Genomic DNA, 26,423 nt, shown 5'->3' with positions numbered 1-26,423 from the left:
CAAACAGGGAGTTTTCTTTGCGGTGACTTTCACTTAAAGATTACTCGTTACATATGAAGTTTAGCTCGCAAGAGTTCATTCAATTGACCTGCATTTTCTTTAAAAGCGGCCCATGCCAGCTGAATATCACTATCCGGCTTTTTGGTTTCCCAACCTCCGCGAAGCCATTCCACCGACATGGTCAGCTTGGCGATAACCTCCGCCGTGCCGTTGTCCAGAATGCTGGCGCTTAAGGACTTCAGGCTCTCGTACGAGTCGGCGACCTTACGCAGCTTCGCCGTATCGTCATTGCCGAATGCCTCGATCATCATGCTCATATTTCTTTGATGCTCCAACGCCATGTACTGATACAAGCCTTTATAATAGGCCGACTCCACGACTTCGTCGCGATCGGCAAGAAAATCGAGTTCGACCGTTCGCGTCTCGTTGTCCCATGTCGTTTTGGCGCCCAGCATCTCGGCTAAACTGCGAAGCGGCACATAAACGGAGCCCTCGTAGAATATCGACTCCTTGTCGATATTCGTTCGGTGTCCGTTTACCGCGACCTGAATCTTGTCAATATACACTTCAATCGTGCGGTATCTGCCTTCCGCCCAAGCAGCGCCGCTGCATAGCAGCATGAGAACGAGCGCGGCAAGAACTGTTTTTTTGTTCATCGTACACGCCTCCGCCAGTTAACTTTATGGATTTGTCGTATGACCCGATTGGCCAAGTATGTCTCGGAACGCTGCGTCGGATAACGTCGGATCGCCGCTTCGAACGCTCGCATCCCTCTTCGTCTGACCGGTTGCAGAGCCGCTTTCCCCTGGCTCCATGGCTTTAGAATAATAGATCGTAAGCTTGATCGTAGTGGTGATCGTTTGATCGGTTTCGTCGCGCAGCCCGGATAGGCTCGAGTTATCCGCTCGAGACGACGCGGATCCGATCACCATATCCCATTCGTTCAACGTCGCGATTCGCTCCAGCAAGCGCAAGCGGTTGATAAAGTCGATCGATTGCGCGTACGTTCCGCTTATGGTTAAAGAAGCTTCCTCTTGCTGCACCAGCTTCGGCTTATTTTCCGCAAATCCCGTACCATACGAAGTCTGAGGACTTGGCGAGGGCTGCGCGCCGGACGAATTGCCATTGGCGGAAGTTGCTTTGGCAAGCTCAGACTCCAGGTTGCTTGCAGATGGACCGCTCCCTTTTCCAAAACCGACGGATGACAAGGTCACCCCGGTTGTCAGCTCCAGTTCTCTCAAGTGCAGGACGAAGCCTGCCGTATCGGGCTGCGAAGGCAATTGCCCGTATAGCTTCCGGAAATCCGCCGGAGATGCGAGCGCAGGAAGCGGACGGGCCATCCATTCGTCCACTTGTTTTTGCTTGGCGTTAAGAGCGGATTGCTGGTTCTCCTTCAAGAACAAGTCCGGCACAATAAAGAGGACTAGCAGCATTATATTGACAACCAATCCGGCTATGACCAATAAAATAATAACGAATGCCGGTTTTCTCAGCTTCGCGACCAAGTCGCGCAATAAGTCATGTTCCATCATTCACCTACTTACTTGGCATGACCGGCTTCAGGACAATGTCCAGCGAGAGCTGTACAATGTTGACCGGTTTCACAGTTGGCGACGGAGTCGGTGCCGGGGTCGGGGTCCGAGCAGGCGGCACGCTTCTTGTCGCAGAGGATGGCGACGGCGTAGGAGCCGGCGTTCCGTACGGTGCAGACGATGCGGTTGAACCCGCTGCGGCCGGACGCTCGGGAAGCGAAATGCCATACCGCTCCTTCGCCTGCTGCCGGTACATCATCCAATCAAGCTGCTGGAGAAGCGAATCGGCTGAATCTCGCTCGACCTTCTTGTTTTTCAGCCACGCTTCGGTTAGCTGCTCTGCCGTAACGGCCTCTGCAGACGGAATCGGCGCTGCTGGCTCCGAACGCTCCTCTTCCGCCAGGGAAGGAACTGCGACATCCGGTACCGGGTCTATCCCCTGCGGCAGCAACGACTGAGCGGACTCGAGCTGCGGCGTGAATGCTTTCACTTCCGCACTCTTGATGGCGACCGAATCGAAGAGGCTTTGTTTCTGTAAAGTCCGAACATACTCGGCCGCTGCTTTCATATCCGAGAAATCCAAAATAACCGAAAGTTTCTCCGCCTTGGCCGAAAGCCCCGACAATCGTGAAGCGGACGGTAGCGGCGACGTCAATTCTTGCATAACCGCCTGCCAATCCATTCTTGCATCGGACAGCTTCTTCGTCTCGTCGAGGAGCGCCCGATAGGTTTGCGTGCCGGCATCGATTTGACGCTCCGCGGTTAAACGCCCGATCTGCTTGTCGAGCTCGGCAAGTTCGTGTTTTTGCTGCTCTGCGTCTGTTTTCATTTTGAAATGGACATAGGTAATGGCGACTCCCGAACAACCAAATATAAGAACCGTTCCTGCAAGCAGCGGAACGAACAGTCTTTGCACAATGGGAATCCGGGGCAAAAGGTTGATCGATCTCATGTCCGATCCCTCCTAATCGCTAATCCGATCGGGACGGAGCAGCGGAGAGCCGCATCATGCAATTGCGGATGATTCAGCTTTAACGAACGCAAGGGAATCATCACCACCGGCTGGGAAAATCGGCTTTTAAGCGTCTCTGCAATACGGTCCGCGTTCTCCACATCTCCCGAAATATACAACGCCGAAAATTGCTGCGTGCGATTGTTCAGCGTATACCGGTAAAAATTCATTAACCGTTCCAGCTCATGCACCAGCTCGCCAATGGCTTGCCCGTAACCGTCATTATCGCTTGGCTGCTCGAACTCGGCGAACAAATCGAACCCCGGCTTTATCGTGGCGTCAGCCTCCTCATCCTTCATTATGGCAAAGGAAACCGGGACGCTTCGCGTTATTTTCAGCTGCCCCTCGTGAAAAATGCTCATATCCGATGCGGTTTCATTAATATCGAGAACAAGCAACGTTTGCGATCGTGCATCGGCTACTTCCTGCTCAATCAACCGAAAAAGCGATAGCGCCTTGAACTCCATCGCAGCCGGCTTTAAACCAGCCGCTTCCGCCGCTTCTTTATAGCTGTCGATCAGCTCTTTGGGAGCAGCTACCAGCATGACATCGCATGGCATCGATAGAGGCGATTCGCCTTCGTTTCTCTGCTCCTGTCTGTAATCGTCAAATAAGGAAGCTCTCGAATTCGACAGATCGTAATGCCCGGCATCGGATGCAGCCGCCGCTTGATTGAACGCCATTGCATGTTCGCTGGCTGCCGGCAGCTTGGCCGTTGTTTTTCGTTTCCCTTTCGAATGGTTGGAGCCGTTCAATTTCATAAAATCGTAGTACGGATTTTCAAACGGCAGGTGAATGTTGTGCTTCACTTCAAAATCGATCACCTTTGAAAGCTCTTTATACGGGATGTCAGGCATTTTCAGAAACCGTACCATCAGCATTTGACTTGGCGCAACCATATGTACCCTTTTAGTTTTGATACCCGCCCGATGAATCATCGTTTGCAGCGTCTGGATCACAACCAACGGTCTTATAAGCTTCCCTTCCTCGACAACGCCAGGCGGCAAGCTCTCAGTGAGCACGCGGCGTATTTCAGGCTGCCGATTTTTTGCACTGACGACCTCAGCCAGCTTGATGGACGTATCGGTGATTTCCAATCCCAAGGAGGTGCGCCCCGGCAAAACTTGATGAATGATATCGGATAGTTTCATTGCCGCAGCCTCCTTTTTTTTGTTTATATAAGATCCAAATCAACCTAGAATCAGAGAAAAATAGAAGTCGATCCAGCGCTCCCCCCACAAAAAAACGAGCACCCCCGCCAGCCCTATAAACGGTCCGAACGGAAGATAAGCCTCGCGTTTGATTTTGCCTGAGGCGATGAGCAGGATTCCAATGACCGAACCCAATAAGCTGGACACAAACAAAGTTAACAGCGTTAATTTTATTCCGAGCACTATGCCGACAAAAGCAAAAAGCTTCAAGTCGCCCCCGCCAAGCGCTTCTTTCTTCATCAAGGACGAAGCAAGCGAAGCCAATGCGAACAGGATTGCGCCTCCCAGCAGAGACGCCACAGCGTAGTTCCAAAGCGGTAGCGGATGATTCCATAACCTGAGCAGGCCTCCTGCGACGACGCCGAACAAGACGAGCCGGTCCGGAATGAGCCGGTAATGCAAATCGCTGATTGAAGCGGTAACGAGTACGGCTGCAAATAGCAGTCCGATAACGAGATTCGCCGAAAATCCGGTTTGCCAGGCGATAACCGCAAACAGCGCAGCGGTCACCACCTCGCCTACCGCGTAGAACGACGAAACTTGATGGCCGCAGTAACGGCACTTCCCTCGCAGGAGCAAATAGCTCACTACCGGTATGAGATCGACCGCGTGGAGGCGGTGCTTACAGCTCGTGCAGTGCGACGGAGGATAAACGATAGATCGTTTCAGCGGAAGCCGAATCGCGACCACATTGAGGAAGCTGCCGACTAACAAACCAAGCGCGGCCGACACGGCGCTCAGCAACCAAAGGTTATCGCGAAGCATCGTCCCGTAAAAATCAGCCAAATCGATAAGCATGCCAGCGGCAGCTCCTTCCCTTTGGAGTAAGAAAGGTAACTCGGGGGAGTTACCTTAAAAGAACTATCTTGATACTGTTTAAGATGATGTTGCTGCTGCTACAACATCAAATTTATAATTCCCGTCAGCATCTTTCGTTACAGTTAATTTAAAGACAGGCTTATTTTTGTCTGCCGTAGCAGCCGGAGCCGACGGTAAATAACCAGCAGAAACCAATGCATTTACGGTAACGGTTGATACATCACTCGGATTTTTATCCATCACATATCTTTGAGCAGCATCAGTAATGACTTTGATGCTTGTTGCATCTGCGTTTGTTTTTGCGCTGTCGAAGCTTTTTACGATTACGGTTCCTGCGACAGCCGCCAATATCCCTAAAATAACGACAACTGCAAGCAACTCGATCAGCGTCATACCCTTTTGATTCTTGTAAAGCTTCAGTTTCATTTTCATGATTGCCATGAAAATCTCTCCCCTCAAAATAAAATCATTTATGTTTTAACAACGTTAAAACCACTATTCGTGCATGTTTATTAAGTCGACTGATCAGCACCGAGAAGGTTGGGTAAAACGGAAGAAGGAGGCGCGGAGTTTAGGCAGAACGAAATGAGCGCCGCACTTCGAAGTTAAACCCAAGATTCGATGTCGAATCCGCTTCTCGATTAGCATCGTGATCATAAGGTGACTTTTAAATAACCTTTATTAGTGCAAATTCTCCATCAGCTTGAACGAAGGCAGCATAACGGCAAGCACGATCGTTCCGACGATGACGGCCAGGACGACAATCATTAGCGGCTCCAGCATCGCTTTCAACCGGTCGGCCATCGCGTCGACATCCGCCTCGTAGAAATCGGCGACTTTCTCCAGCATCGTGTCCAGTGCCCCCGTTCGTTCGCCGACCGCGAGCATCTGCACGACCATCGGGGGAAACAACCAGGAATTGCGCAGCGGCTCCGTGATGGAAGCCCCTCCCCGTACGCCCTCGCGCGCTTCTCGGATCAGCTTGGCCATGACTTCGTTTCCGACGACCGCCGAAACGATCGACATCATTTGCAGCATCGGAATCGCAGCCGCGAACAGCGAACAGAAGGTGCGGCTGAACCGGGATAACGCCTGTTTTTGCCACAGCTTCCCGAAAACAGGTATTTTCAATTTGATAAAATCGATTCGGTATTTGCCCTTCTCCGTTCGGGCGATCAGCTTGTAGACGATCGGAGGAACGAACAGCTCGGCAATCACAACATACCAGTACGCCTTCATCCACGCGCTAATAGCGATGACAATTCGGGTCGGAAGCGGTAATTCCAGTCCCATCGAAGCGAAATTGCCGACGAGCCGAGGCACGACGAAGTTCATCAGAATGATGATCACGATGACGGTCACGATCCCCATGATAGCGGGGTACACCATTGCCGACTTTACCTTTTGACGTGTGTAATATTCCTTCTCATAGAAGATCGCCAACCGGTTCAGCATCTCGTCGAGATTGCCGCTCGCCTCTCCGGCGCGGATCATATTGATAAATATCGAAGAAAAGACGGTCGGATACGCCGCAGCGGCAACCGAAAACTGCGTACCTCGCTGCATGTCCCCGGATATTTCGAGCAAAATTTTCTTAAATGCTTTGCCGCTAGTTTGCTGGCCGAGCACGCGTACGGCTTCAACCATATTGACGCCCGCTTTATACAAAGTAGCCAGCTGGCGGCAAAAAATCGTAAAATCCTCGTTCTTGATTCTCGGCTCGCCAAAGGAAATGTCACGGTGAAGCAAGCTTGTCCCTTGGTCGAAAAGCTCGGTAATCCAAAGTCCTTTTCGGCGGAGCTCGTCCGACGCGACCTGAAAAGTCTGAGCATCGACCACACCCTTGTAAACGCGGCCGTCATCGTCCACTGCGCGATATCGGAATTTGGGCATATTCCCAACCCCGCTTCCTGTCGTAATACCGGTTCCATCCCCATCCAAGAGCTACGATTAACTAATGTGTAAAGAGTTATTGAAGCTCGCTAAAGCCGAACATGGCTTCCCGTGCGGCTTCGACATGGATACGCCGCTGCTGTAGAAGCTCGCGAAGCGCATTATCCATCGTCTGCATACCTTGCGCCTTACCGGTTTGCATCGCAGAACGAATTTGATGCACCTTCTCCGATCGAATCAAATTGGCGACGGCAGGCGTATTAACGAGTACCTCGATCGCGGCAACGCGTCCGTTACCGTCCGCAGTCGGAAGCAAGCGTTGGGCCATGACGCCAAGCAGCACCGATGCCAGCTGAACGCGAATTTGCTGCTGCGCCTCCGGCGGGAAGACGTCGACGATGCGATCGATCGTTTGCGGCGCATCCGCAGTATGTAACGTTCCGAATACGAGATGGCCCGTTTCCGCAGCCGTGATCGCCGTACTGATCGTCTCCAGATCGCGCATCTCGCCGACCAGGATAACGTTGGGATCCTGCCGCAGCGCGGCCCGCAGCCCGCTTGCAAAAGTATTCGTATCGACGCCGATTTCCCTTTGATTCACAATGCAGGACTTGTGAGAATGAACGAATTCGATCGGATCTTCCAGAGTGATGATATGCTCGCGGCGGGTACGGTTTATGTAATCGATCATAGCTGCCAGCGTCGTCGATTTCCCGCTTCCGGTCGGGCCTGTGACGAGCAGCAAGCCTTGCGGCTTCTTGGCAAATTCTTCGGCGATGGCAGGCAAGCCTAACGCTTCCATGGCGGGAATACGATTCGAAATGAGCCGGATCGTCATACCTGCGCTACCTTTTTGACGATAAACATTCACGCGAAATCGGCATAAATCTGGAATGCCGTATGAGAAATCCAGATCACCCCGATCCAGAAAAGACTCCTTCTGCTCCGCGGACATCAGCTCTCCCGCCAGTTCCATCGTCGCTTGCGGCATAAGCGGCTGATCGTCGATCGGACGCAGCTGACCGTTGATACGCAGCATCACTGGCGAGTGGACCGTTATATGGACGTCGGAAGCCCCTTTTTGGTAAGCGAGCTTTAACAGATCTTCCATTCGCAACTCGATCTACCCTTTCCGATGAATTCTCATAGGATTCAACTTAAGCAAGCTCTATCCGGTAACCCGGTACACTTCCGTGAGAGTCGTCAGTCCGGCAATCGCTTTGGCTATTCCATCATTTTGCAGGGAAACGAGCCCTAACGTTCTGGCATACGACGCATACTCCGCATCCGAACGACGCTGTAATATCATCCCGCGCAGCGTGTCGTCCAACTGCAGCACCTCATGAATGGCCAGCCTGCCTTTATAGCCGCTCCGCCCGCATTCGCCGCAGCCGCTGCCTTTATAGAGAACGTCCGTCTTCCTGCCGCTCGAAGCAAGCAGTTCGGTTTCTTCGCGAGTGGGCTCATGCGGCGCTGCGCAATGGGGACAAATGCGGCGGACAAGCCTCTGGGCAACGACGCAATTCAAGGAGGAAGCGATCAGGAAAGGCTCCACGCCCATATCGATAAGCCGCGTAATCGAGTTAACGGCACTGTTGCTGTGCAGCGTGCTCAAGACAAGATGTCCGGTCATTGCCGCTCTGACGGCAATTTCCGCCGTTTCGACGTCGCGTATTTCGCCGACCATGACGATATTCGGATCTTGACGCAAAATAGAGCGCAGACCTCTTGAGAACGTGAGTCCCGTAACCGAATTCACCTGTACCTGATTGATGTTTTGGAGTTGATATTCCACAGGATCTTCAATGGTGATAATGTTAACTTCGTCGTTATTGAGGCGGGAAATTGCGGAGTATAACGTTGTCGTTTTACCGCTTCCGGTCGGACCGGTTATGAAGACGATGCCGTTTGCGCTGCCGATGCCTTTCATGAACAGTTGTAAATTCGAGGGAGACATCCCGAGCTTCTCGATTTCCGTCAGCGTATTCCCTAAGTCGAGAATCCGCATGACTACCTTCTCGCCGTGAATGGTGGGCAGCGTCGATATCCGGATATCGACTTTGCGGTACTCGATGTCCATTTCGACGCGCCCGTCTTGAGGCAGCCGTCTCTCGGCAACGTTCAGATTCGCCATGATCTTCACGCGGGCAACGATGACGCTCTGCATGTGAGGCGGCAAAGACCGTTCCGTACGCATCATGCCGTCTACCCTGTAACGGATTCGAATGCCGTCCTCCTGCGGGTCGAAATGAATATCGCTCGCTCCGAGCTGCACCGCTTGGATGATAATTTGGTTGACGGTCTTCACGACCGGCGAATCGTCCTCGTCCTGCTGAGGTTTCGTCTCTTCAAGCTCGCGCGATTGCAGATTGCTCATGATCTGATCGACGGATTCCTGCAAGCCGTAATAACGCTTTATGGCGCGGGAAAGCTCGTCCTTAGAGGCAATCGTAGGCTCGATCCGATAGCCCGTACTCATCCGCAGCTCGTCGATGGCGTAATAATCGAGGGGATCGGCCATAGCAAGAACGAGTTTGTTCCCTTCGGTACGGATCGGCAGCACCTGATGCTGCTCCGCAAGCCGCTGAGGAATAATATTAATGATCTTCGTATCGATTTTTTGCCGGTATAGCTGTATGTGCGGAATGCCAAGCTGCAGCTCAAGCACTTCGATCAATTGTTGCTCGGTTATGTAATTTTGCGTGATCAGTACGTCGCCCAAACGCATATTCCATTCTTTTTGTTCTTTTAAAGCTTGCAGAAGCTGATCCGCCGAGATGACCCCTGCCTCCACAAGCAAATCGCCGATCCGTTTGCGTTGAGCCATGCGCCGACCTTCTTTAGTGGATATTTTTACCTATCATTCGACATTTTTTTCTATAGATTGAAAGATATGTTATAGTTCTATGGAACTATTTTCAAAAACTATCATACTCATAGCGGAAAGACTCTGTCAATGGAAAAACAAAGAAATTGCGCTCGACTTTGAAGGCTGTCGTCGTCCGTTCATGCAGATCCCGCACCGCTGTTGTTCCTCTCCTAGATTGCGCAACTGTTTTTCTTTTGTAAAGGCGCTTTCTGATTTGTGCAGCATGTATGAAACGACAAAGAAACCGTGCTGTCTTTACAGACTTCACGGTTTCTTGCATAGCCTATTAACTATTTGCTGCATACGCAACTAACGAAGCATAGACTTCTGTTCCTCATCGGAAACCAGTCCAAATTCGCCTTCGTGCAGCGTAAGATTCGCTCCCAAGCTTCGGAACTGGCCGATAACATCCTCATACCCGCGTTCGATATGGTCCACGCCCGTAAGGATTGACTTGCCTTCCGCCATGAGCGACGCAATGAGAAGACAAGTGCCTGCCCGAACGTCGGACACGTGCACGAAAGCCCCCTTGAGCGGAAGCCCTCCCTGGATAAAGGCGCTTCCACGGCGGACCTGAATTTGCGCACCCATCCGTCTAAGTTGAGGCACGTGGTTGAAGCGTTCCGGGTACACTTTGTCCGTTACGATGCTTCTTCCCGGCGCTCTAAGCAGCAACGCGGAAAAAGGCTGCTGCAGATCCGTAGCAAACACCGGATACATGCCGGTACGCACGCGCGTCGCTCGAAGCGGCACATCGCCGTATGCAGTCAAACTCTGATCCTTCTGCTCGATGTTCATGCCGATTTCCCGCAGCTTCGTCAAACAAGAGCCGAGATGCTCGGGGATCACATCGTCCACCGTTACGACACCCCTCGTCGCCCCCGCCGCCATCAGAAACGCACCGGCAATCAGCCGATCCGGAATGACGGTGTATTCGCATCCGCCAAGCTGCTTAACACCTTGAATGCGGATCGTATCGGTACCGGCTCCGCTAATCTTTGCGCCCATTTGGTTCAGGAGGTTCGCCGTATCGACAACTTCCGGATCGACAGCTGCTTGCCGCAGCTCCGTTTTCCCATCTGCGAGAACGGCTGCCAGCATGGCGTTAATGGTAGCGCCCGACGTGATCGTATCGAAATGAATGGCGCAGCCTTTGAGGCCGGTTGTCTCCACTACATAACGATCCTCATGAAATGTGAATGTCGCTCCCATTGCCTTTAGTGCTTTAATATGCTGATCGATCGGACGCGATACGAAATTGTCGCCGCCCGGATAACCGATCGTCACTTTGCCAAACTTGGCTAGCAGCGCGCCTACAAAATAATAAGAAGCGCGGTATTGCGACGTCTTCCTTGCGTCAAGCTGAGCATGACAAATCGCCCGCGGATCGATCCGGATGTCTCCGGAAGGCTCTCTTTCCATTAGAACGCCTATTTCTTTCACAATATCGGCAATTACGCGAAAATCAAGTATATTCGGAATCCCTTTAAGCGTAATCGGCTCCTCGCCTAGGCAAGCTGCGGCCAACAATGCAAGCGAGCTGTTTTTGGAACCGGGAATTTTGACCGTACCCTGCAGCGGGCCGGAGGGAAACGCTTCGATCCATTTCATCGTGTCATACCTACTCCCAATCGTTTATCGACTACCGTAATCATTCGTTATTAGCGTTTTCAGTACCGTAATGCGCATAGCCGATTCATTCCGCTATACGGCTCCATGCTTACTAGCTTTCCCCAAAAGTACAGGTCACATAACCCGTCTACGCCATGCGCACTTTGCAGTTCCTCTCGGGATGTCATCTCTCGGCTGCCTATCATACCCTAGTTATTCTCGTCTTCGAACGCCTTTCGCTTCCCGGCGGAAGAAATGCAGCTATGCTGCACGCACGTAAACGCCGCCATAAGGTCCGGTTAACAGAATGCCGGTTACATGACACCGTTATGTATAATGGCTCGGAATCAGCCTGAATCCGTCTCCAAATCAAACTGCGCCATGAAGGTAACGTTCAGCTGGTCCCTTATTTTTGGAATACTCTATGAATGGCTTTCCAATAACCTAAGGCATAGCTTATCACAATTGCCAGCAAGATGAAATAGGACGTAGTGCCAATAAATAAGGCGGAAATTCGATTTTTACGTCTAATTTTTTTGTTAGCGTTTACAGCCTATCCGTTTGTTCTTACCGATGAAACGATGAATACAAACGCGCCATTCGTGGTATGTTAAAAGCTGGGGAATAACCCAAATTTCACACTTGAATCGGAGGATGAAGACATGGCTAAACCGGATAACCGCGCTGATAATGTAGAAAAGCTGCAAAATAGTGTGCAGAATACGATGGAGAACTTGCAGGAATCGCAAGACTATTTGGATGAGCACGCTGACGAAATAAGCAGCCAAGAGGTTGAACAGCTTCAAGAGAAAAACGAACGCCGCGAGCAAAGCATCGCAGGTTTCAAGGCGGAAATCGAAGACGAGGCTGCCGCGCAAAACGACTGAGCATGACAAGCAAAACCCCCTTTCCGCAGCGAAATAGCGAGAAGGGGGTTTTATTGTTCTATACTTTATCCACGTTGAAATAGCGCGCTTCCGGATGGGCGAATACGAGCGCCGATACGGATGCTTCCGGTTCCATCATGCTGCCTTCGGTCAACTCGACGCCGATATCTTCCGGTTTCAGCAGAGCGAACAACTGCTGTTGATCGTCCAAGTTCGGACACGCCGGATAACCGAACGAGAAGCGCTGTCCGATATATTTCGCGCCAAAGCGCTCCTGCATGGACATTTGCGGCGAATCCGGAATCCCCCATACGTCCCGCATCATATGATGAACGCGTTCCGCGAAAGCTTCCGCCATCTCGAGGGCCGTCGACTGCAGCGCATGCGATTTCAGATAATCGCCTTTTTCGCGCCATTCTCTGGCTAGCTCGGTGATGCCGTGTCCTGCCGTTACGACGAGGAAGCCGACATAGTCCATTTCACCGCTGTCCACCGACTTCAAATAATCGGCCAGGCACAAGAACGGTTCCGTCTCCTGACGCGGGAAGCTGAAGGTCTGAAGCACCTTGCCCGGTTCGTTCGGATCGTAGACGATCACATCGTTCCCCTTCGACTGCGCCGGAAAAAAGCGGTACATGCCGTGTGCGCGGATGATGCCTTTTTGCTGCGCTTCCTGGAGAATCGCATCGACGACTTCCTTAAGCTGTGTGGCTTTCTCGTCTTTGTCCGCGATCAGCTTCTCTACCTTCCCTTTCAAGCCGAGATGGTGTCCGAGCAGCATCTGCATGTTGATGTAAGGCATAATATGCGAGATCGGATAGTCGCGCAGCACATGGCGTTCAAGATCCGTCGGTTTTTGTACGGGCGCGTTCCGGTTAACGGAGGACGTTTTGACCCGGGTCAGCACAGGCATCGGCTGCGACGGCTTGCCGGATTCTTTGACGTCGGATTCCATGCTTTCGCGAAGTTCCTGGATCATCTTCTGTTTCTCCGCAGGATCGCTAAGCTTGTTGGCAATATCGAGTCCGTCCATCGCGTCCTTCGCATACAGCACGAGTCCTTCGTATTCCGGTGCAATTCTGGTTTTCGTAAATTTACGGGTTAGCGCGGCTCCGCCAACCAAAATCGGGACATCAATGCCCGCAGCCTTCAAGTCCTGAGCGGTGACAACCATTTGCTGGGCCGATTTAACGAGCAATCCCGACAAGCCGATCGCATCCGGCTTCTCCTTGCGGTACGCTTCGATCAACTGTTCAGGCGGCACTTTGATGCCAAGGTTGACAATCTGGTAGCCGTTGTTCGACAAAATGATTTCGACCAGGTTTTTGCCGATATCGTGAACGTCTCCCTTGACGGTCGCGAGGATTATCTTTCCTTTGACCGCCGACTCGTTCTTCTCCATGAACGGCTCGAGGAAGGCCACAGACGCCTTCATGACTTCAGCGCTTTGCAGCACCTCGGCAACGATCAATTCGTTGTTGTTGAACAATCGTCCGACTTCCTCCATGCCCCTCATCAGCGGTCCGTTGATGATTTCAAGAGGAGAATATTTGTTCATCGCTTCCTGAAGATCGGGGATCAAGCCTTCCTTCGTGCCTTCCACAACGTAGGAGCCCAAGCGCTCCTCAAGCGAAAGATTCGATATCTTCTCCTTCTTGTCGACCTTCTTCTCGCGGAAAAAGGCAACGAACTCGGCAAGCGTTTCGTCGTTCGTGTTATAAATCAGCTTTTCAGCCAGTTCCTTTTCGGCATCCGGAATGGAGGCATACCGTTCCAGCTTCTCCGTATTAACGATCGCATAGTCGAGTCCCGCTTTCGTACAGTGGTACAAGTAAACGGAGTTAAGCACCTCGCGGCCGGCATCGGGCAAACCAAAAGAAATATTGCTGAGTCCAAGAATGGTTTTACACTCCGGGTACTTTTCTTTAATCATCCGTATGCCTTCGATCGTTTCCACAGCGGAGCCGATATATTGCGGGTCTCCGGAGCCAATCGGGAACATATTCGGGTCAAAAATAATATCATGCGGCTTGAGTCCGTATTTTTTCGTTAGAAGTTCGTAGGAACGTTCGGCGACTTCCATCTTCGCTTGACGGGATACGGCCTGTCCCCGCTCATCGATCAAAATGGTGACGACCGCTGCGCCATAACGATGCAGGAGCGGCACAATGCCGGCAAATTTCGTTTCGCCGTCCTCGAGGTTAATCGAATTGACGATGGCTTTCCCTTGCGAATACTTCAAGCCAAGCTCGATGATATGATCGTATGTCGAATCGATCATGAGAGGTACTTTTACTTTTTTGACGACATGCTGCAGGAAGTTTTCCATGGCGAAAGCTTCGTCGATATCGGTATCTTGAAGATTGATATCGATCACGTGTGCGCCGTTCTTTACCTGAGCCCGGGCAACTTCGGAAGCTTCTTCGAATTTCTCTTCCTTAATCAGACGTTTGAATTTACGCGATCCGGCAATGTTCGTACGCTCACCGACCATGATCGGGCGGTTTTCCTCTTCGATATATACGGTTTCGATACCGGATACCGCCGGAGGATGAGCGCCCGTTTGCGGCCGCGGCGCGTATTGTTTGAGCGTTTCGGCCATCGCGCGAATATGGGCAGGCGTCGTTCCGCAGCAGCCGCCGGCGATGTTCAGCCAGCCTTGCTCGGCGAAGCCGGCCATTTTCTTGGCGAGCGATTCTGGCGATTCGTGATATTGGCCGTTCTCGTCAGGCAAACCGGCGTTCGGATAACAGCTGACGGCAGTTCCGGCAATATCCGAAAGCGTGCGGATATGATCGCGCATAAATTCCGGCCCGGTCGCACAGTTTAAGCCGATGGATACCGGATCGAGATGCTCTAGCGAAACGTAGAAGGATTCGATATTTTGACCTGCGAGAGTAGTTCCCATCGGCTCGATCGTACCGGAAATCATGATCGGCAGCTTGACGCCGAGCATTTCGAAGGCACGTCGAACACCGATGCTACCCGCTTTTACGTTCAGCGTATCCTGGGAAGTTTCCAGTAAAATCGCGTCAACGCCCGCCTCTATTAACGCTAGAGTCTGCTCATAGTAGCTGTCCACCAGGTCATCGAATGTTACGCCGCCGGTAACGGACAACGTTTTGGTCGTCGGTCCGAGAGCGCCCGCCACATAACGCGGCCATTCCGGCGTCGAATACTTGTTCGCCGCTTCCACAGCGAGCTTCGCTGCCACGAGGTTAATTTCCCTCGTTTTATCCTGAAGATCGTATTCCGCAAGTACGACGCTTGTCGCGCCGAACGTGTTCGTTTCGATGATATCGGAACCGGCTTCGAAATACGCTTCGTGTATTTTCGATATGATGTCGGGTCTGGTCAGCACGAGGTTTTCGTTACATCCGTCCAAGTCCTCGCCGCCGAAATCATCGGCCGTCAAATCCTCCTGCTGGATCATCGTGCCCATGGCGCCGTCCAGAATCATAATCTTTTTGCTAAGCTGCTCGCGCAGCGTCGGTTTACTCATGCTTATCATCCTTCCCCATCTCGCCCACAACGTTGTCCTATCTGTTTGCTTCATTGCTGTCCTGACCGATCGATTAGTTGCAACTTGCATCCGTTCGGTTCATGTTTAATTCCCCGTACTTCTATCGGGTAATCAAATGGTTTTCATAAGTGTATCAAACTTTCATCATTTACGAAAGTATCCTAAGCCTTCATGCCGTCAAGTCCTCTACTTTCTAGACGATTCCAAACCAGCCCCATAGCCGAAGCGCATCGACAACAAGCATCAATTCCACTATAATAAGTTTAGTCTGAACCTATGGCTCCGGTACCACCCGCAAATGGAACCGGAATTGTCCAGAAGACTATGTTATCATATGCGGGCATTAAGATGGGAGAAGGAGGAATTCAAATTGGCTGAAATACGTATTCGCAATACGAACGAACGCATTAGCGGCGAACAGAACGTTAAAGCGTTCCTTGAAAATCAAGAGGTGCTTTACGAGCATTGGAATGCCTCCAAGCTTCCGGCAGAGCTGCAAAATAAATTTGTTCTTTCCGATGATGAGAAAGCGCAAATCCTGTCCGCTTTTGATGATGAGATCAAGGATCTCGCTTCCCGCCGCGGCTATCTCACTTGGGATATCATCGCGCTGTCCGACGCCACGCCTAACATTGAAGAGCTTCTGAAAAAGTTCGAATCGGTGCATACGCATACTGAGGATGAAGTGCGTGCGATCGCTGCCGGTAAAGGCATTTTTGTAATTAAAGGCACGGACGATGTAGGATATTTCGATGTCGAACTGGAAGCGGGCGACGTCATTTCCGTTCCGGAGCACAAGCCGCATTTCTTCACGCTGATGGAAAATCGGCAAATCGTCGCCGTCCGCTTGTTTATCGAAACGGAAGGCTGGATCGCCCACCCGTTCGCAGATCCTTCTTTTAATAAATAAGCTTACGGAACTATAGACGAAAACCCGCCCTACTGTATGAACAGCGGACGGGTTTTATTGTATTTATCAATGATGATTGATCCTGTCGATGATAGCTTGAAGCTCGTTTAAGCTCTTGATTTCGTGTTTCGGCACGATTTCGTCGCTGCGGGTAACGCCGTGATGATTAATCCACGCATTATGCATGCCTACCCGATTGGAACCCAGAATGTCCGTTGTCAGCTTGTCCCCGACCATAATCCCTTCATGCGCTTCAATGCCGAGCAGCTGCATAGCGTGTTTGAAAATCGATTCCGCAGGCTTTCCTTCCCCATGTACCCCGGAAATAACGATATGATCGAAATACGTATCGAGCTCGGGAATACCCGCTATTTTCTCTTGCTGCAAATCAGGCGCTCCGTTCGTAAGCAAGAGCAGCTTGTACTTCTTTTTCAACTCGTTAAGCACTTGGAAGGTTTCCTCGTACACGTACGGTCTTGCCCGGCGCTCGGCAGGAAACTTCTCGGCCAGAAGCGCGCCGAGCTCCGCGTCGTCAACGCCAACGGCCCGCAAACCGCGCGTCCATGCTTCCTTCCTGTAGCCAGGGGCCAGATCGCCAAGCTTACGGAACTGCTCGTGATGATCGGTTCCGAAATTCGCCCATAGCCCCTCGAACGGATTGATCCCGATCATCTTCGTAAACGGGAACGTCTCGAACGTCTCGTATAACGCACGCGCCTCTTTGCGCACCGCTTCCTCAAGGTTGTCCGGCGCGATATTCGGGTAACGGACGGCCGCCTCCGTACAAGTTGCTAAGAAAGCCTCGTTTACGCTTCTGTCATCCCACAGCAACGTATCGTCAAGATCGAACAATACCGCTTTGATCGTCATTCTCCCAGTCTCCCTCGCCGTTATTTTGCCTCTTCTTTTAATGGAACGTTATTTTTCTGCGCAAACTGCTTGATTTCGGCTTGCATGCCGCTAATATCGAAGAGATTCATCAGCTTGGAAAATACCCAGCGGCGTTTTTTCTCTTTAAGCTGGACGACAACATAGCCCGGAGAAACGACGATTTCCTCGATATCATTCACTTGAAGCGCATGGTCCCCCGTAAACCGGCGGGAAACAAGTTTCGTTTTGCCGATCGACAAAAATGGCCTTCTGACCAAAAAAATAAAGGCGCCGAGCAAAACATAAGCGAGTGAAGTATACCAGAATGTTTTATCCCCTTCATTTACAGCGCTAAAGGCGACAACATTAAAAACTCCGATACTGCAAAGAATTAACGGAAGCATGTAACTTCTTCCTTTGAACTTGCGCATTTCCTCTGCGCCCGTTGCTGTGATCGCGGTTCGTCCGCTCTTCACCCGGGACTTGTTCACTTTCTTCTGATTTCGCTCGACCATTCGTTCCCACGACCGGGACATGACGAGACCCCCCATTCTTCAGATCACGCTAGTTTTGACACGTATGCTTCGCTTTGTTACTGTTTGTTCTCTTCTTCGTCTTCCACATACTTTATGGAATCGAGCTGTGTTTTCAGAGACGACTTGAATGCCTCGATATAACGCTTGCGCAGCTCGTTGCGCTCCTCCAGCTCTTGCTCCGTCAAACCTACCGTCTTCGCTTTGCGGGCCAGCTCATTAATGCGCTCGACCGTCTGATCCATATTCATTTTCAATTCCCTCCTGCGTAACCATCGAGAAGATGATATTCCAATCTTTCGTAATCATAGCGCAATCCTTATTACTTTGCCATTCCTACGCGGCTCTTGTCAAGATTTCGCAAGTAAGCGCAAGCAAATTATCCCGAATATGAAAGAGAAGAAGCTTGACGCTACAGCATGATAAACAAAAACACACCTAGCCCGGCGTCCCGGAAGGTGTGTTCTTATGAATTCATTTATATTCGGCATCAATCATTGAAGTGAGGTTCCCCTTCTAGAGAAGGGGGCTCCGCATTAAGGGAGTTCTAAGATCTGACCTTCCTGAAGCATGGCATTTTTCAGTCCGTTCAGCTTTTTGATTTTATCGACATACGCATGGATGTTCGCATCTTTTGGAGCGTGTTCACGGGCGATTTTTAACAGCGTATCTCCTTTTACCACGTCTACGCTTTTCACTGTTTCAGCGTGAAATGCAAGCGGTGCCGAAGACGTATCCTGCGCCGAAGCATAACTTTTAAAAATGGCTCCGCAGGAAAACGAGACGACAATGGCAAGCAGGAAAAAGAAAAGGCGGATAAGCTTTTTATGAGAAACGGATGTCGGTTGTTTGCGATTTGTTCTGTTCACATTTTGTCTTCTTTGGTTAATGGCTGCGTTCATGATTGGCGACCCCCAAACGTTTGTTCTGTTTCGATACCCATATCTTAATACGAACGGTTGTTTGTGTCAACATCTTTTTAGAACGTTTGTTCCCTTTTTCTGTTCGTATTTTCGAGCCGCATGCAGAGGCCGGAATAGGCGCTCTCCGCCCGCTCCATGCCCTTCTTTCGCCTCCGAACACCCAAACGAGCAATACGAACAAAAACTCGAACTTATGTTTGTACGAACTCGGGTTCTGTGCTATAATGTCGATAATTAGTTACCAAGATTAGGAGGGTTTTCGGTGGGGAAAATATCAAACCGCCAGCAGGCGATCCTTGATTTCATCAAGAACGAAGTGCGGGATAAAGGCTATCCGCCGTCCGTACGGGAAATCGGAGAAGCGGTAGGCCTTGCTTCCAGCTCGACCGTTCACGGTCACTTGGAGCGTCTTGAGAAGAAAGGCATGATTCGCCGCGACCCGACAAAGCCTCGCGCGATCGAAATAATCGGACTTCAGGACGAGTCCGCAGCAAATTTTTCGTTCTCATTTACGAGAGTGCCCGTCGTCGGGAAAGTTACTGCCGGGATGCCGATTACAGCTACGGAGAACATTGAGGACTACTTCCCGCTGCCAAACAATGTAGTGAAAGACGATGCCGTCTTCATGCTGAACATCGTCGGAGAGAGTATGATCGATGCAGGTATCCATGACGGCGATCTTGTTATCGTCCGCCAGCAGCAAACTGCAAATAACGGCGATATCGTCGTAGCGATGACCGAGGACGATGAAGCTACCGTGAAGACGTTCTATAAGGAGAAAGACCACATCCGCTTGCAGCCCCAAAACGAACACATGGAACCGATCCGATTAAAGCATGTATCTATTCTCGGCAAAGTAATCGGCGTATTCCGAAACATTCACTAATCGCTCGTCGCTCCGACCTTCAAGGACAAGCGTCTCTACTGTTCCTAGTAAAGGAATCTTCCGCAATGGAAGATTCCTTTTTTGATGTTCCCGCAACCGAAAAATCTTAAATATTTAGAGTATAATAACGACATCTATTCGTTATAGGCAGCCCATCTCAATTACTAGTAAAAAAGCTAGAATCATTTGTTATCCCCCATATACCCAGCATCGTATTCGCTTTCAAAACATTATGGGGATATGATTGGAAGGAACTTTCCTTCGAGGTAATGCCCGAAGTCACCACCATGCGCCCATTTTATTTTTGCAAAAAATTCTCCCCTTCTTTGGACTGCCGAAATTTTATTAGCATGGCGAAGGGACAACTTGAACCGGCAAAAGTAGCGGGTCCGGAAGCAGAGACAATCTCCGACTTTCGTATCTCTGAAAACAGTTGGTTCGACCATCACGTGAACGAGTCCGTTCACACTCTGTGCGATCCGTTGCGGAAACGGTCAGACATCCGATTCATCATAATCATGACGCTTTGGTTCCGCGATCGCCCTCCTTACGCCTTATAAATAATAATCGCGCCCATCAGCATTTCCCATAAAATTAATAACTATCGTCACTAACCCAATCAAAAAGCATTCGAAACCATATGATGTCATCAGGCAGCTGGTTGAAATGGCCCTTTCGGGAATATAGCCAGATGGATACCAAACAAGGAGGGATTTCGATGTCGTTGGGTGGAGCTTTCACGTCGACCGGCACGATTTTGGTATTGTTCATTTTGTTGGTCATTGTCGCCTGTTCCGTTTGCGGATTCGGCTACTGATTTCATCGTAAGAAAGAATGGAGGGGAACCGAATGAGCGAAATTGCTGAAGTTCGCGGTTATGGGAATCGAGGATTTACTTCCACCGGCGTAATCCTGGTTCTTTTTATCTTGCTGGTCATTGTCGCTTGCGCTTGCGTTAGCTCTTGGTGTTAATAAGCGAATGCATAACAGGAGGGATCGCTTTTTGTTCCCTTCTACATAACCATACTTTTCATTTTAGGCTCTTCAGTATAAATAGCGAATGTACTCCCCTAGTCATTTATCCAAGGCGTATGATATCGTCTTACTCGTGAAAGCGAAAGCGCTCTACGTTTATGTCATACGATTTATTAAAGCAGCATATTTCTAGCCCAACAAAAAAAGCTGACGCCGTATAAATTTCGGCGTCAGCTCGCAGCCAAAAGGCTGTTTTCTCAAAAAATGCGTTTTTGAATAGGAAGCGTCAAGAGCTTCCTCAATTAGTACAACGTAATATACTGCTCGCGTTCCCATGGGTGCACTTGCGTGCGGTACATATCCCACTCGATTTCTTTAAGCTCAAAGAAGTGAGTCAGCGCATGCTCGCCGAGCGCTTCGCAAACGACTTCGTTGCGGATCAGCTCAGCCAACGCTTCCTTCAGATCGGACGGCAAGCTAGGAATGCCTTGCTCTTCCCTTTCTTCCTCGGACATGACATAAATGTTGCGGTCCGTCGGTGCCGGCAGACTCAATTTGTTCTGAATGCCGTCAAGTCCCGCTTTCAGCATGACTGCGAGCGCCAAGTACGGGTTTGCCGCCGGATCCGGGTTACGAACCTCAACGCGCGTGCTCAAACCGCGGGAAGCCGGAATACGAATCATCGGACTGCGGTTGCTTGCAGACCAAGCTACATAACAAGGTGCTTCATAGCCGGGAACAAGACGCTTGTACGAGTTGACGGTCGGGTTCGTAATGGCGGTGAAAGAACGGGCATGCTTCAGAATACCTGCCATATAGTGGCGGGCGGTCGCGCTCAGGCCCAGTTTGTCTTTCTCGTCATAGAACGCGTTAACGTTGCCTTTGAACAGCGATTGGTGACAGTGCATACCGGAACCGTTAACCCCGAACAGCGGCTTCGGCATAAACGTTGCATGCAGACCGTGCTGTCTTGCAATCGTTTTGACGACGAGTTTGAAGGTTTGGATCTGGTCGGCCGCTTTAATCGCATCGGCATATTTAAAGTCGATTTCATGTTGTCCAGGCGCTACCTCGTGGTGAGAAGCTTCGATCTCAAAGCCCATTTCTTCAAGCGTCAATACGATTTCGCGACGGCAATTTTCCCCTAGATCCGTCGGAGCAAGGTCGAAGTATCCGCCTTGGTCGTTCAGTTCCATTGTCGGGTTGCCCTTCTCGTCCGTTTTGAACAGGAAGAATTCCGGTTCCGGGCCTACGTTCATCGCCGTATAACCCATCTCTTCGGCTTCCTTCAGCGCACGCTTCAGGATTCCGCGCGGATCGCCCGGGAATGGCCGGCCATCCGGCAAATAAATATCACAGATCAAGCGAGCTACGCGATCCTCGGCTACCCAAGGGAAAATCACCCATGTGCTCAAATCGGGATACAAGTACATATCGGATTCTTCAATACGAACATAACCCTCGATTGAAGAGCCGTCGAACATCATTTTGTTGTCAAGCGCCTTCTCCAATTGGCTAAGTGGAATTTCGACATTTTTGATGGAGCCGAGCAAATCAGTAAACTGCAGGCGGATAAAACGAACGTTCTGTTCCTTTGCAATGCGAAGAATGTCTTCTTTCGTGTAGTTTACCATCTTGCAATCTCCTCCTCATAAGTAATCCCCACAAAGTGAAGCGGACGCTTCGGGGCTGTTTCCTGGTACTTCTTTATAATCTTCATAGAATGCACTCAAACATTATAGCATAGAACCCACGATGCTATCTCTTTGTATAGAATCTCGACAGCTCGCCTTGGATCAAGGAAACCTGACCAGGCCGTTTGGCGCCGATCAGCTGCTGCTTGAGCATTTTGTGCAGCTGGGTTTCCGACATTTCTTTACGCTTCACTTCGGACTGCTCGTCGATGAAGGTCGCTTCCTCCGAGCTCTCGGACATCGGAAGCAAAACTTGCTTAATGCCGGCGATATTGACGCCCTTCTCGATCAAGCTTTTGATTTCGAGCAGCCGCTCGACGTCGTTGAACGAATACAACCGCTGATTGCCGCCGGTACGAGCCGGCATAACGAGCTCATGCTGTTCGTAATACCGGATTTGCCTTGCAGTCAGATCGGTCAGCTTCATGACGATGCCGATTGGAAATAATGCCATATTGCGGCGAATGTCATCACTCATACCGAATCACTCCTGTGATCGTTTCATACCATTTATTGTACCTTCGTTACAAAAAGGTGTCAAGTTATGTTAGGTTTAATCACAGAATATTCAGAAGTTTTCGATCGGCTAAATGCTGAATGGCGGTCAAAACGCCAAACTTTACATGCGCATATGTCAATCCGCCCTGCATGTAGGCTATGTAAGGTTCTCTGATCGGCGCATCGGCCGACAGTTCCAAACTACCGCCTTGAATAAACGTTCCCGCCGCCATAATGACGGGATGCTCGTAGCCCGGCATGTCCCAAGGCTCCGGCACGACATGCGAGTCTACGGCAGCCGCTTTCTGAATGCCTTGCACGAATGCTATCAGGTGCTCCGGACCTGTAAAACGGATCGCCTGAATCAGATCGGTCCGCGTATCCTGCCAGCGGGGATGCGTCTCGAAGCCAAGCTGCTCAAATACGGCGGAGGCGAAAATGCTCCCCTTCACCGCTTGTCCGACCAAATGCGGCGCCAAAAACAGTCCCTGATACATGCTGCGGGTCGCTCCCAGCATCGCGCCGACCTCGCCGCCGATTCCAGGGGCAGTCAGCCTGTATGCGGCAAGATCGACATACGCTTGCTTGCCGGCGATATAGCCGCCCGACGGCGCAATCCCGCCTCCCGGGTTTTTGATCAGCGAGCCGGCGATCAGATCGACGCCTACCTCCGTCGGCTCCACCGCTTCCGTGAATTCCCCGTAGCAGTTATCCACGAAGACGATCACATCAGGCTTGATATTTTTTACGAAGCGAACCATTTCTCCGATCTGCTCCACGGTAAAAGAAGGCCGCCAATCGTAACCGCGCGACCGCTGGATGCCGATTACTTTCGTATTTGCCGTAATGCCTGCTTCAATGGCAGCCCAATCCGGTTTGCCGCCATTCGCGAGCGGAATTTCCCCGTACTCGACCCCCCAGTCGCCCAAGGAGCCGCGGCCGTCGCCCGCCGAGCCGATCACCTTATGCAGCGTGTCGTATGGTTTCCCGGTTATGTACAGCAGCTTGTCTCCCGGACGCAGGACGCCGAACAGCGCGGTTCCGATCGTATGCGTCCCGGAAACAAAATGAGGTCTGACAATGGCCGCTTCCGCTCCGAAAACGTCCGCATAGACGAGATCCAGCACCTCCCGCCCTCTATCGTTATACCCGTAGCCGGTCGAGGAAGCAAAATGATAATCGCTCACCTTATGCTTCTGAAACGCTTGGATCACTTTCCATTGATTCGTATCGATCAGCTTGTCCGCCGCCATCAGCCTGTCTGCGATCAAGCGTTCCGCCTTCTCCATCAAATTCGTAATTGCCGCTGAAAATGTCATGACTGCTCTCGCTCTCCCCCTCATTTTCCTGGAAACATGCAAATCCGCCGCTTCAGCGTAATGACGCCAAGCAGCGGATATTTACCTATTATAACGTTAACGGTCGTAAGTTTCGACTCCTGTCGCTTCGCCGTCTTCGCCTTGTGCCGGAACGGCTGTCCGATCCTGCTCGAAGGGAGTCAGCATATAGCCCGATTTGGCGTAATCGTCCGTATTCACCCGCACCTTGAAGAGCAGGCTGTCTTCGTCGGCTTCCTGCTCGAGAACATCGCCGATCCGGTAAAGCTTCGCGATCAAGTCTCCGCGTTCGGCCGGAATACGGAATGTTTTGGTATCCCCTAGCAGCTTCTCTTGGATCGTATGAGTCAGCCGTTCCAGATCTTCTTTATTATAGGCGGACACCCGCACGGAATCGCTGTCGGCCGTCAGCAGCTCCAGATCGCCCGATTCACAGAGATCAATTTTGTTGAACACGGTAATTTGTTCTTTGCCGTGAGCGCCGAGCTCTTGAAGCACATCGCCGACGACCTTCATTTGCTCGCTGCGTACCGGACTTGAGCTGTCTACAACGTGCAGGACAAGATCCGCCTCGCACACTTCCTCCAGCGTAGCGCGGAAAGCGGCAACGAGATCATGCGGCAAATTTTGAATAAAGCCTACCGTATCGGTTAGGACGATCTCCTTTCCTCCGGGCAGCTCGAGGCTGCGGGAGGTCGGATCGAGCGTAGCGAAAAGCTGGTTCTCCACATAGACGTCGGCATTCGTCAGCTGGCGCAGAATGGTGGACTTGCCCGCATTCGTGTAGCCGACTAAAGCAACTTGGAATATTCCCGCTTTCTTGCGTCTTTCCCTATGCAAAGTGCGGTGCCGAACGACTTCCTGCAGCTGTCTTTTCAGCTCCGAGATTCGGTCGCGGATATGCCGCCGGTCCGTTTCCAGCTTCGTTTCGCCCGGACCGCGCGTACCGATGCCGCCGCCTAGCCTCGACAAGTTTTTGCCTTGCCCGGACAGCCTCGGCAGCAAGTAACTGAGCTGCGCCAGCTCGACCTGCAAAATCCCTTCGCGCGTCTTGGCGCGCTGCGCGAAAATATCGAGAATGAGCTGGGTGCGGTCGATGATTTTCACATCGAGCGCCTCTTCCAGATTGCGCACTTGAGCGCCGGAGAGCTCTTGATCGAAAATAGCCGTGTTGCCGCCGTACGTTGTCAGCAGCTGCTTAAGCTCTTCGACCTTGCCCTTTCCGATAAACCATTTGTTGTCTGCGGTTTCTTTATTTTGGACCATCGTATCGAGCACTTCGACACCGGCCGTCTCCGCAAGATTGACAAGCTCCTGCAGCGAATAGTCGGCGGAAAAATCGGTCTTTTTCAACTCGTTCGTGACTAGGCTGATCAGAACCGCTTTCTCCTCTTTCGTTCCCTCGACTTCGTGGATCGTTTGTTTCATCAATGATTACCCCCTTGCTTGCATGACCGTTAGTCATAACCGTTACTTTTTCTTATCTAGACGAAAATCTTCCTGCCGCAGCGTCATCAGCTCCTGCTTCGAGTACGTTTGCATTTGCAGCTGAAGCAAGCGTACCGCCTGATGGCGAATCGATTTCTCCAGCGTATTGCGCACATACCGGGCATTGCTGAATATTTCGGCGAGTTTCTGCTTTTCCTGCGTTAGATGCTGACGAAGCTTCAGCTCGCTTTGCGGCGAGAGTACGTATTGCCTTTCCTTCGTCATCAGCTCGGCGATCTGCATCAGTTGATCGACCGTGTAATCGGGAAATTCGATATGGATCGGAAAGCGCGACGGCAAGCCGGGATTCGTTTGGAGGAACGTATCCATTTCATCTTGATAGCCGGCCAATATCAGAACGAACTGATTTTTGTAATCTTCCATCGCCTTGACCAGCGTGTCGATCGCTTCTTTACCAAAATCTTTTTCCCCACCGCGGGCCAAGCTATACGCTTCATCGATGAAGAGGATGCCGCCTATCGATTTCTTGACCATCTCGCGCGTCTTTAGCGCCGTATGCCCGATATATTCCCCTACGAGATCGGCTCGCTCCACTTCGATCAAATGGCCTTTGCTAAGTACGCCCATCTCCTGAAAAAGACGGGCAACGATTCGCGCAACCGTCGTCTTCCCGGTACCCGGGTTCCCTTTGAACACCATATGAAACACATGCGCATTTTGCAGAAGGCCGACTTCCGCCCGGATCAGACCGATTTGAAGCAACGCATACACTTCGTACACAATGTCTTTGACGCATTCCAAACCGACCATTTGCTCGAGCTCCAGAAAAATTTCCCCCAGCTTGCCGCTGGCGGGCACCGACTTGCCGCCGACCAATTGCTCCGGCTCGATCGGTGCGGGAGGCTCGGGATTACGCAGCACGACGTTGATTTGCCTTGAAACTTTGCCGCCGTTCGCGTTGTCTGACGCAGCAGAGACGCGTCCGCTCATA

25 protein-coding genes are annotated in these 26,423 nt (G+C 51.2%); 5 read left to right on the top strand and 20 right to left on the bottom strand.

Annotation, left to right across the window (positions count from 1 at the left end; genetic code table 11):
• Positions 1-47 precede the first annotated feature (47 nt).
• The 10 genes from ACKGJP_RS17540 to murA form a co-directional block, all read right to left on the bottom strand.
• The gene (locus ACKGJP_RS17540) at positions 48-656 is read right to left on the bottom strand and encodes a copper amine oxidase N-terminal domain-containing protein (protein WP_409346907.1); all 609 of its coding nucleotides are present in this window, start codon (positions 654-656) and stop codon (positions 48-50) included.
• Positions 657-680: 24 nt separating this feature from the next.
• Positions 681-1,532 (bottom strand): hypothetical protein, encoded by an 852-nt coding sequence (locus ACKGJP_RS17535; RefSeq protein WP_409346906.1) that lies wholly within the window; start codon positions 1,530-1,532, stop codon positions 681-683.
• Positions 1,533-1,536: 4 nt separating this feature from the next.
• Entirely contained in the window at positions 1,537-2,484 is a 948-nt protein-coding gene (locus tag ACKGJP_RS17530; protein ID WP_409346905.1) for a PilN domain-containing protein, read from the bottom strand.
• Positions 2,481-3,695 (bottom strand): type IV pilus biogenesis protein PilM, encoded by a 1,215-nt coding sequence (gene pilM, locus ACKGJP_RS17525; protein WP_409346904.1) that lies wholly within the window; start codon positions 3,693-3,695, stop codon positions 2,481-2,483. The genes ACKGJP_RS17530 and pilM overlap by 4 nt, the downstream gene beginning before the upstream one ends.
• 39 nt (positions 3,696-3,734) lie before the next feature.
• Positions 3,735-4,553, bottom strand: a complete 819-nt coding sequence (locus ACKGJP_RS17520; protein ID WP_409346903.1) for a prepilin peptidase — start codon at positions 4,551-4,553, stop codon at positions 3,735-3,737.
• Between the two features lie 78 nt (positions 4,554-4,631).
• Positions 4,632-5,015 (bottom strand): competence type IV pilus major pilin ComGC, encoded by a 384-nt coding sequence (locus ACKGJP_RS17515; protein WP_409346902.1) that lies wholly within the window; start codon positions 5,013-5,015, stop codon positions 4,632-4,634.
• Positions 5,016-5,255: 240 nt separating this feature from the next.
• The gene (locus ACKGJP_RS17510; protein ID WP_409346901.1) at positions 5,256-6,467 is read right to left on the bottom strand and encodes a type II secretion system F family protein; all 1,212 of its coding nucleotides are present in this window, start codon (positions 6,465-6,467) and stop codon (positions 5,256-5,258) included.
• 76 nt (positions 6,468-6,543) lie between these two features.
• Positions 6,544-7,578, bottom strand: coding sequence for a type IV pilus twitching motility protein PilT (locus ACKGJP_RS17505; protein ID WP_409346900.1), 1,035 nt, complete (start codon positions 7,576-7,578; stop codon positions 6,544-6,546).
• 57 nt (positions 7,579-7,635) lie between these two features.
• Entirely contained in the window at positions 7,636-9,294 is a 1,659-nt protein-coding gene (locus tag ACKGJP_RS17500) for a GspE/PulE family protein (RefSeq protein ID WP_409346899.1), read from the bottom strand.
• Positions 9,295-9,645: 351 nt separating this feature from the next.
• Positions 9,646-10,947: a UDP-N-acetylglucosamine 1-carboxyvinyltransferase gene (gene murA, locus ACKGJP_RS17495; RefSeq protein WP_409346898.1), complete on the bottom strand. Its 1,302-nt coding sequence runs from the start codon at positions 10,945-10,947 to the stop codon at positions 9,646-9,648.
• Between the two features lie 662 nt (positions 10,948-11,609).
• Here murA and tlp point away from each other — a divergent pair.
• A complete protein-coding gene (gene tlp, locus ACKGJP_RS17490) occupies positions 11,610-11,834 on the top strand; it encodes a small acid-soluble spore protein Tlp (RefSeq protein ID WP_409346897.1) in 225 nt (74 codons plus the stop codon).
• Between the two features lie 58 nt (positions 11,835-11,892).
• On the opposite strand, the gene metH is transcribed toward tlp, so the two are convergent.
• Complete coding sequence (gene metH / locus ACKGJP_RS17485) at positions 11,893-15,336, bottom strand: methionine synthase (RefSeq protein WP_409346896.1); 3,444 nt, start codon at positions 15,334-15,336, stop codon at positions 11,893-11,895.
• Positions 15,337-15,727: 391 nt separating this feature from the next.
• On the opposite strand from metH, the gene ACKGJP_RS17480 reads away from it, so the two are divergent.
• Positions 15,728-16,267, top strand: a complete 540-nt coding sequence (locus tag ACKGJP_RS17480) for a 1,2-dihydroxy-3-keto-5-methylthiopentene dioxygenase (protein WP_409346895.1) — start codon at positions 15,728-15,730, stop codon at positions 16,265-16,267.
• Between the two features lie 66 nt (positions 16,268-16,333).
• On the opposite strand, the gene ACKGJP_RS17475 is transcribed toward ACKGJP_RS17480, so the two are convergent.
• From ACKGJP_RS17475 to ACKGJP_RS17460, 4 genes are all read right to left on the bottom strand, one after another.
• Positions 16,334-17,137: an HAD-IA family hydrolase gene (locus tag ACKGJP_RS17475; RefSeq protein ID WP_409346894.1), complete on the bottom strand. Its 804-nt coding sequence runs from the start codon at positions 17,135-17,137 to the stop codon at positions 16,334-16,336.
• Between the two features lie 20 nt (positions 17,138-17,157).
• The gene (locus tag ACKGJP_RS17470; protein WP_409346893.1) at positions 17,158-17,673 is read right to left on the bottom strand and encodes a hypothetical protein; all 516 of its coding nucleotides are present in this window, start codon (positions 17,671-17,673) and stop codon (positions 17,158-17,160) included.
• Positions 17,674-17,729: 56 nt separating this feature from the next.
• Positions 17,730-17,921 (bottom strand): DUF896 domain-containing protein, encoded by a 192-nt coding sequence (locus tag ACKGJP_RS17465; protein WP_409346892.1) that lies wholly within the window; start codon positions 17,919-17,921, stop codon positions 17,730-17,732.
• A gap of 285 nt (positions 17,922-18,206) precedes the next feature.
• Positions 18,207-18,572, bottom strand: a complete 366-nt coding sequence (locus ACKGJP_RS17460; protein ID WP_409346891.1) for a LysM peptidoglycan-binding domain-containing protein — start codon at positions 18,570-18,572, stop codon at positions 18,207-18,209.
• Positions 18,573-18,855: 283 nt separating this feature from the next.
• On the opposite strand from ACKGJP_RS17460, the gene lexA reads away from it, so the two are divergent.
• The 3 genes from lexA to ACKGJP_RS17445 all read left to right on the top strand — a co-directional run bounded on the left by lexA (position 18,856) and on the right by ACKGJP_RS17445 (position 20,451).
• Positions 18,856-19,479, top strand: a complete 624-nt coding sequence (lexA, locus tag ACKGJP_RS17455) for a transcriptional repressor LexA (RefSeq protein ID WP_409346890.1) — start codon at positions 18,856-18,858, stop codon at positions 19,477-19,479.
• Positions 19,480-20,197: 718 nt separating this feature from the next.
• On the top strand, positions 20,198-20,296 hold the full coding sequence (locus tag ACKGJP_RS17450) for a YjcZ family sporulation protein (protein ID WP_409342507.1): 99 nt from the start codon (positions 20,198-20,200) through the stop codon (positions 20,294-20,296).
• A 32-nt stretch (positions 20,297-20,328) separates the two neighbouring features.
• Positions 20,329-20,451, top strand: coding sequence for a YjcZ family sporulation protein (locus tag ACKGJP_RS17445; RefSeq protein ID WP_409346889.1), 123 nt, complete (start codon positions 20,329-20,331; stop codon positions 20,449-20,451).
• A gap of 305 nt (positions 20,452-20,756) precedes the next feature.
• Here the strand turns inward: ACKGJP_RS17445 and glnA are convergent, their stop codons facing one another.
• From glnA to ACKGJP_RS17420, 5 genes are all read right to left on the bottom strand, one after another.
• Positions 20,757-22,088: a type I glutamate--ammonia ligase gene (glnA, locus tag ACKGJP_RS17440; RefSeq protein ID WP_409346888.1), complete on the bottom strand. Its 1,332-nt coding sequence runs from the start codon at positions 22,086-22,088 to the stop codon at positions 20,757-20,759.
• Between the two features lie 124 nt (positions 22,089-22,212).
• Complete coding sequence (locus ACKGJP_RS17435; protein ID WP_409346887.1) at positions 22,213-22,626, bottom strand: MerR family transcriptional regulator; 414 nt, start codon at positions 22,624-22,626, stop codon at positions 22,213-22,215.
• A 79-nt stretch (positions 22,627-22,705) separates the two neighbouring features.
• Positions 22,706-23,965, bottom strand: coding sequence for an aminotransferase class I/II-fold pyridoxal phosphate-dependent enzyme (locus tag ACKGJP_RS17430; RefSeq protein WP_409346886.1), 1,260 nt, complete (start codon positions 23,963-23,965; stop codon positions 22,706-22,708).
• A gap of 96 nt (positions 23,966-24,061) precedes the next feature.
• Positions 24,062-25,411, bottom strand: coding sequence for a GTPase HflX (gene hflX / locus ACKGJP_RS17425; protein WP_409346885.1), 1,350 nt, complete (start codon positions 25,409-25,411; stop codon positions 24,062-24,064).
• Between the two features lie 42 nt (positions 25,412-25,453).
• Positions 25,454-26,422 carry an AAA family ATPase gene (locus ACKGJP_RS17420; RefSeq protein WP_409346884.1) on the bottom strand — a complete coding sequence of 323 codons (969 nt, stop codon included), beginning with the start codon at positions 26,420-26,422 and terminating at the stop codon, positions 25,454-25,456.
• Position 26,423: the final 1 nt, after the last annotated feature.

The sequence above is a fragment of the Paenibacillus litoralis genome (assembly GCF_046244365.1).
Taxonomy (GTDB): domain Bacteria; phylum Bacillota; class Bacilli; order Paenibacillales; family NBRC-103111; genus Paenibacillus_V.
This window is presented reverse-complemented; position numbering and strand designations above follow the sequence as displayed.